The sequence below is a fragment of the Klebsiella sp. YJ genome (assembly GCF_002108615.1).
Lineage (GTDB): Bacteria > Pseudomonadota > Gammaproteobacteria > Enterobacterales > Enterobacteriaceae > Klebsiella > Klebsiella planticola.
The window spans coordinates 376,172-382,645 of record NZ_MTEG01000002.1 but is presented as its reverse complement, the minus strand read 5'-3'; the positions used below and the strand labels follow the sequence as shown (position 1 = coordinate 382,645).

At 60.9% G+C, this 6,474-nt stretch carries 5 protein-coding genes; 1 reads left to right on the top strand and 4 read right to left on the bottom strand.

All coding sequences use genetic code 11. The annotated features are described in order from the left end of the window. On the top strand, positions 1 to 133 hold a 133-nt coding region (locus tag BV390_RS04125), incomplete at its 5' end, for a hypothetical protein (protein WP_168185408.1). Between the two features lie 183 nt (positions 134 to 316). Here the strand turns inward: BV390_RS04125 and kdpE are convergent. The 4 genes from kdpE to kdpB form a co-directional block, all read right to left on the bottom strand. Continuing rightward, positions 317 to 994, bottom strand: a complete 678-nt coding sequence (kdpE, locus tag BV390_RS04120) for a two-component system response regulator KdpE (protein ID WP_032688820.1) — start codon at positions 992 to 994, stop codon at positions 317 to 319. A 142-nt stretch (positions 995 to 1,136) separates the two neighbouring features. Further along, positions 1,137 to 3,824, bottom strand: a complete 2,688-nt coding sequence (gene kdpD, locus BV390_RS04115) for a two-component system sensor histidine kinase KdpD (protein WP_085396626.1) — start codon at positions 3,822 to 3,824, stop codon at positions 1,137 to 1,139. A gap of 1 nt (position 3,825) precedes the next feature. Next, positions 3,826 to 4,401 carry a potassium-transporting ATPase subunit KdpC gene (kdpC, locus tag BV390_RS04110; protein WP_032697735.1) on the bottom strand — a complete coding sequence of 192 codons (576 nt, stop codon included), beginning with the start codon at positions 4,399 to 4,401 and terminating at the stop codon, positions 3,826 to 3,828. Between the two features lie 10 nt (positions 4,402 to 4,411). Next, entirely contained in the window at positions 4,412 to 6,460 is a 2,049-nt protein-coding gene (kdpB, locus tag BV390_RS04105; protein WP_032688817.1) for a potassium-transporting ATPase subunit KdpB, read from the bottom strand. Positions 6,461 to 6,474: the final 14 nt, after the last annotated feature.

Here is a 6,474-nt window from a genome sequence, read left to right as displayed (position 1 = left end):
GTTCGCCGCACGTCCGTCAGGTACGGAAGACGCTTACAAGATCTACTGCGAGAGCTTCCTCGGTGAAGCACATCGTAAGCAGATCGAGAAAGAAGCGGTGGAAATCGTCAGCGAAGTGCTGAAAAACGCCTGAGTCAGGTGAAACGAACAGGCATTCTCAGGGGATTGTCGCCCTTTTAAAAGGCGGTTGATCCGCGGAGTGACGTAGAAGGGTTCCATGGTCATCATGGGACCCTTTTTTATGGCGCCATTCCGCCGTTCGCAGATGTTTTCCTGCTTTATCGGTGGAGCCCGCAGGATGGCGACAGGAGTCGCGCTACGGCATAAACCGATAGCCGATCCCCGTTTCGGTCAGTAAATGCTGCGGGCGCGCCGGATCGACCTCCAGCTTTTGCCGCAGATGCCCCATGTAAATGCGTAAATAATGGCTGTGTTCCACCGCATTTGGCCCCCACACCTGATTGAGCAACTGGCGCTGGGTGAGGACCTTGCCGGGATTATTTAACAGCACCACCAGCAGACGAAATTCAATCGGCGTCAGGTGGAGCTCTTCGTCACCGCGTACGATGCGGCGGGCGGGAATATCGACTTCGATATCGGCGAAGCGCACCAGCGGCTCGTCGGCTTGCGCGCCGGCATGTCGGCGCATCGCAACTCTCAAGCGCGCCTGCAGCTCGCCAATGCCAAAGGGCTTACTAAGATAGTCATCGGCGCCGGCGTCCAGCGCGGCAATTTTATCGTGCTCCTCGGTACGGGCCGACAGCACGATAATTGGCATCTGACTCCACTGGCGCACGTCGCGAATAAACTCATTGCCGTCGCCATCGGGTAGCCCGAGATCGAGGATGACTACATCAGGTTTGCGGGTTGCAGCCTCAATAAGGCCCCGTTGCAGGGTATCGGCTTCAAATACGCGCATACCGTCGGCTTCCAGCGCGGTGCGCAGAAAGCGACGGATAGCATGTTCATCTTCAATAATCAGTACGTTTATCACCCGTTATTCCCGTTCAGACAGATAGAACCCTCTCCTTCAGAAGCGCCCGGAACGCGGCTAACGCCTTGCTCAGGATACTCTCGCCGGCGGTAGTCCGGGCAGGCGCGCAGCAGCGCCTCGCGGGCATTCGGCCGGGGCAGCGTTATGCCGCTCCGGTCCATTCATCCAGTTCCGGGGCCGTTTCCCTGGGGAGTGTAACACGGAAGCAGGCACCGCCCTCTGGTCGCGTATGAGCGCTAATCGTACCGCCGTGCACTTCAACAATCGCACGACAGATGGCCAGACCCAACCCGACGCCAGGGATCGCCGACTCTTTATGTCCGCGGGAGAACTTATCAAAGATAGCCTGTTCCTGACCCGTTGGGATCCCGGGACCATTATCCCACACCTCTAAGCGCAGCTGCTGCTCATCAGCCTGCGCCGTAATGCCGATCTGCGCCTTCGAGCCGGCATATTTCAACGCATTCTCCAGCAGGTTAATCAGCACCCGTTCAAACAGCGGGCCGTCGACATGAACCAGCAGCAGCGGATCGGGCAGCGCCAGCTGAATATGCTGCCCGCCGAGCCCCGGTTCCAGCATGCGCAGGGCGCTGCCGATCACCTCTTCGAGCGTCAGCCACTCTTTATGTAAGTTAAATCCGCCGGACTGAATGCGTGCCATATCCAGCAGATTATTGACCAGCCGGGTCGTATTCAGCACGTGTTGACGAATTTCATTGGCCTGCGGAGCATGTTTCGAGCCTTCGCTGGCGAGGTCGAGCGTCAGAATTTCCGCCTGCCCGAAGAGAACGGTCAACGGCGTGCGCAAATCATGGGAGAGTGCCGCCAGCAGCGAGTTGCGCAGGCTCTCCCGCTCACTGTTGAGTCGGGCCTGCTCTTCGCTGGCGGTGAGCGTCAGCCGCTCCAGCGCGCTGGCGACCAGTAGCGTAAAGGTTTCCAGCAGGCGCTGCTGCTCAGGAATCATCAGCTGACGCAGGTTTTCGGGTTCCACTACCAGCAGTCCCCAGGTCCGGGCGGCGCTTTTCAGCGGTAAGATTTGATAGGGAACGCCGGGCAGCGTATCGGTACCGGCACCGGCGGGCTGGCCCTTATCGAAGCTCCAGCGGGCGATGGCATCGTCCCACGAGGTCAGCCCCGGCTGGTGGGTGAGCGGGTGCAGTTTGCCGCTACTGTTCGGGAGCAGCAGCTGCCCGCGGGCCTGGAACGTGGAGGCGATAAAGCGCTCGCTGGTCGAGGCAATGTCATCCTCGCTGCGCCCGACCGCCAGCGCTTTTGACATCTCATACAGATGGCGGGTGCGCTGCTCACGATAACGCGCCACGCGGGCCTGATAGCGGACGCCGGCAGTGAGATTCCCAATCAGCAGGCCGACGGTCAGCATGACGCCAAAGGTCAGCAGGTATTGTACGTCGGAAACCGCCAGCGTGCCGCGCGGCGAAACAAAGAACAGGTCGAAGCTGACCACGTTGATAACCGTCGCCAGCACCGACGGCCAGCGGCCGTATAGCAGCGCGATAATCACCACGCCAAGCAGGTAGAGCATGACCAGGTTGGCCGCTTCAAAGGCCACCAGCCACTGCATCGCCACCAGCGTAATGACCGCGCAGAGCGCCAGCGCCACCAGGCAGCCCTGGATTTGCAAGCGCCACTTCTCCATGGTGGTACGACTGTCGCTGGCCCGCGAGGGCAGCGGGGCGCTTTTCTCATCAAGGGCGATGACCACCAGATCGAGGTCGGGCGCGTCACGCGCCAGGCGATCGGCGAATCCGCTGCGGTTCCACCAGCGGCGTTTTCCCTGACGGCCAATCACGATTTTGCCCAGATTGTGCTCGCGGGCGTAGTGCAGTACGGCTTTCTCTTCGGACGGGTCGGAGAGCGTGGCTGTTTCCGCCCCTAACTCCTGCGCGAGGCGCAGGGCGGCCAGAATGGCCCGCCGTTTCGCTTCCGGCAGACGGTGCAGGGAAGGCGTTTCGACGTAAACCGCATGCCAGATACTGCCAAATCGTGCGGCCAGTCGCGCGGCGGCGCGCACCAGTTTTTCACTGCCGGTATTATGGCCGATGCACAGCAGAAGGGTGTCGCGGGTATGCCAGACCTTTTCCTGCCCCTGGCGGTCGCGCCAGGCGCGCATCTGTTCATCGACCCGATCGGCGGTCCGGCGCAAAGCCAGCTCACGCAGGGCAATCAGGTTTCCTTTGCGGAAAAAGTTTTCAATAGCCCGCTCCGCCTGGCCGCCGATATAGACCTTGCCTTCATTCAGGCGCTGACGAAGATCGTCAGGAGGCAGGTCGACCAGCACAACATCGTCGGCGGCGTCAAAAAAGGGATCGGGGACGGTTTCGCGCACCTGAACGCCGGTAATGCCGCTGACGACATCGTTCAGGCTTTCGAGGTGCTGGACGTTCACGGTGGTAAAAACATCGATACCGGCATCGAGAAGCTCGTCGACATCCTGCCAGCGTTTGGGGTGGCGCGAGCTTGGCGCATTGCTGTGCGCCAGTTCATCAACCAGGATCAGCGCCGGCCGGCGCGCCAGCGCGGCGTCGAGATCGAATTCGTGGACGTAACGCCCACGATGAGAGAAGCGGCGCTGGGGGAGGGTGCTGAGCCCTTCCAGCATCGCCGCGGTCTCTTTCCGCCCGTGGGTTTCCGCCACGCCGATCAGAATATCCAGCCCCTGGGCGCGCAGCCGCTGCGCTTCCGCCAACATAGCCCAGGTTTTACCGACGCCTGCGCAGGCGCCAAAGAACACTTTTAGCTTGCCGCGATGCGGCTCGCTGGTATGTTGCAGCAGGCGGTCCGGGTCCGGGCGCAGCGGCTCGTCACTCATTTTACTTATCCTTCAGGGCATCCAGCGCCATATTCAGTTGCACTATATTTACCACAGGCTGGCCGAGAAAACTGGCCAGCGGCGTTTGCGTCGCCTCATTTACCAGGCGAGTGACTTGCTCAATACGCAGATTACGGGCCTTCGCGACGCGCGGTACCTGCCAGAGCGCTGCCGTCGGCGTGAGGTTATTATCCAGCCCGCTTGCCGACGTTGTCACCAGTTCTACCGGCACGCGCGGGTCAGCTTCCGGGTTGGCGAGACGTAGCGCCTGCACGCGTTCGCTGACGGCCTTATCCAGCGCCGGGTTGCTGGCGGCCAGATTACTGCCGCCGGAGGCGAGCGGATTGTACGGCGTTTCAGCGGTCGCCGAAGGGCGCCCCTGGAAATAACCCGCCGCGGTAAAATTCTGGCCAATCAGGCTGGAACCGCGGACTTCGCCGCCGATCCGGATCAGTGAGCCGTTTGCCTGCTGCGGGAACCACCACTGCCCAAGAGCCGTCGTCAGCAGCGGATAGACGCCACCGGTGAGGAGCGTTAACAGAATAAATAGCACAAGTGCCGGTCGAATGAATGACATGGTATTTTCCTCACAGCAGCCCGGTCAGGGTCAGTAACAGATCGATAGCTTTAATACCGATAAATGGCACCAGCAGCCCGCCCAGGCCATAGACCCACAGATTACGGCGCAGCATCGCCGAAGCCGACAGCGGGCGATAGCTCACGCCCTTCAGCGCCAGCGGGATCAGGAAGACGATAATCAGCGCGTTAAAGATAACCGCGCTCAGAATCGCCGAGGCAGGCGAATGCAGGTGCATGACGTTGAGCATGGCCAGCTGCGGATAAACGGCGGCAAAGGCGGCCGGAATAATGGCAAAGTACTTCGCCACGTCGTTGGCAATACTGAAGGTAGTCAACGACCCACGGGTCATCAGCATCTGCTTACCGATATGCACCACTTCGATCAGTTTGGTCGGGTTGGAGTCGAGGTCCACCATGTTGCCCGCCTCTTTTGCCGCCTGGGTACCGGAGTTCATCGCCACCGCGACATCGGCCTGAGCCAGCGCCGGGGCATCATTGGTACCGTCGCCGGTCATCGCCACCAGACGGCCTTCGGACTGGTACTGACGGATCAGCGCCAGTTTGGCTTCCGGCGTCGCTTCGGCAAGGAAATCATCGACGCCCGCTTCAGCGGCAATCGCCGCTGCGGTGAGGCGGTTATCGCCGGTAATCATTACCGTTTTAATGCCCATCTTCCGCAGTTGAGCGAAGCGCTCCTTAATCCCGCCTTTAACGATATCTTTCAGCGAAATAACCCCCAGCACGCGTTCGCCTTCCGCGACCACCAGCGGTGTCGCCCCCTGACGGGCAACATCTTCCACCTGTTGGTCGACGTCCGCCGGGAAGTGGCCGCCGTTGGCCTCGACATGGCGACGAATGGCGTCGACGGAGCCTTTGCGGATCATCCGCCGATCGATATTAATCCCGCTCATACGCGTCTGGGCGGTGAAGGGGACGAAGGTCGCGTGCAGCGACTGCAGATCGCGCTCGCGCAGGTTGAAGCGCTGTTTTGCCAGTACCACGATGCTGCGGCCTTCCGGCGTTTCATCGGCCAGAGATGAGAGCTGGGCGGCATCGGCAAGGGTTTTTTCTTCTACGCCTTCAGCGGGTAAAAACGCGGAGGCCTGGCGGTTACCGAGGGTAATCGTACCGGTTTTATCCAGCAGTAAGACATCAACGTCGCCCGCGGCTTCTACCGCGCGTCCGCTGGTGGCGATGACGTTGGCGCCCAGCATGCGGCTCATCCCGGCCACGCCGATGGCCGACAGCAGGCCGCCGATGGTGGTCGGAATCAGGCACACCAGCAGTGCGACCAGCACCGTCACGCTGACCGCATTGCCGCTCCAGGCGGAGAACGGCCAGATGGTGGCGGTAGCCAGCAGGAACACCAGCGTGAGGGCGATCAGCAGGATCGTCAGCGCAATTTCATTCGGCGTTTTGCGACGCTGGGCGCCTTCGACCATAGCGATCATTCGATCAAGGAAGGTTTCACCGGGGTTGACACTACAGCGGATCACCAGCCAGTCAGAAAGAATGCGCGTCCCGCCGGTGACTGATGCAAAGTCGCCGCCGGATTCACGGATCACCGGAGCGGATTCACCGGTGATGGCGCTTTCGTCCACCGAGGCGCCGCCTTCAATGACTTCCCCGTCGCAGGGAATAATATCGCCTGCTTCCACCAGCACCACATCGCCTTTGCGTAAATCCTCGGCCGGAATATGGTCGACAGGCGCATCATGCTGCGGCGCGCGCAGCTTGCGAGCAAAAGCGGTTTTTTTCACCCCTTTCAGACTGTTGGCCTGCGCTTTGCTGCGGCCTTCTGCCATCGCTTCGGCGAAGTTGGCGAACAGCACGGTAAACCACAGCCAGATACTCACGGCGGCGGTAAAAGCGGCGCTGCCGGCGAGATGCCCGCTGGCCATCGCCACGGCCAGCAGCGTGGTTATCAGGCTACCGATCCAGACGATGAACATCACCGGGTTGCGCCACTGTACCGTCGGGCTCAGTTTTTTCACTGCATCCAGCAGCGCCTGGCGCACCAGCGTCGGCTCGAGCAGGGCTAATTGTTTGCGACTCATAACAGGGTGCTCCG

Excerpts from the sequence above, each read along its gene's own strand:
- kdpD (WP_085396626.1), bottom strand. The coding sequence starts at position 3,824 with ATGAGTGACGAGCCGCTGCGCCCGGACCCGGACCGCCTGCTGCAACAT.
- kdpC (WP_032697735.1), bottom strand. The coding sequence starts at position 4,401 with ATGTCATTCATTCGACCGGCACTTGTGCTATTTATTCTGTTAACGCTC.
- kdpB (WP_032688817.1), bottom strand. The coding sequence starts at position 6,460 with ATGAGTCGCAAACAATTAGCCCTGCTCGAGCCGACGCTGGTGCGCCAG.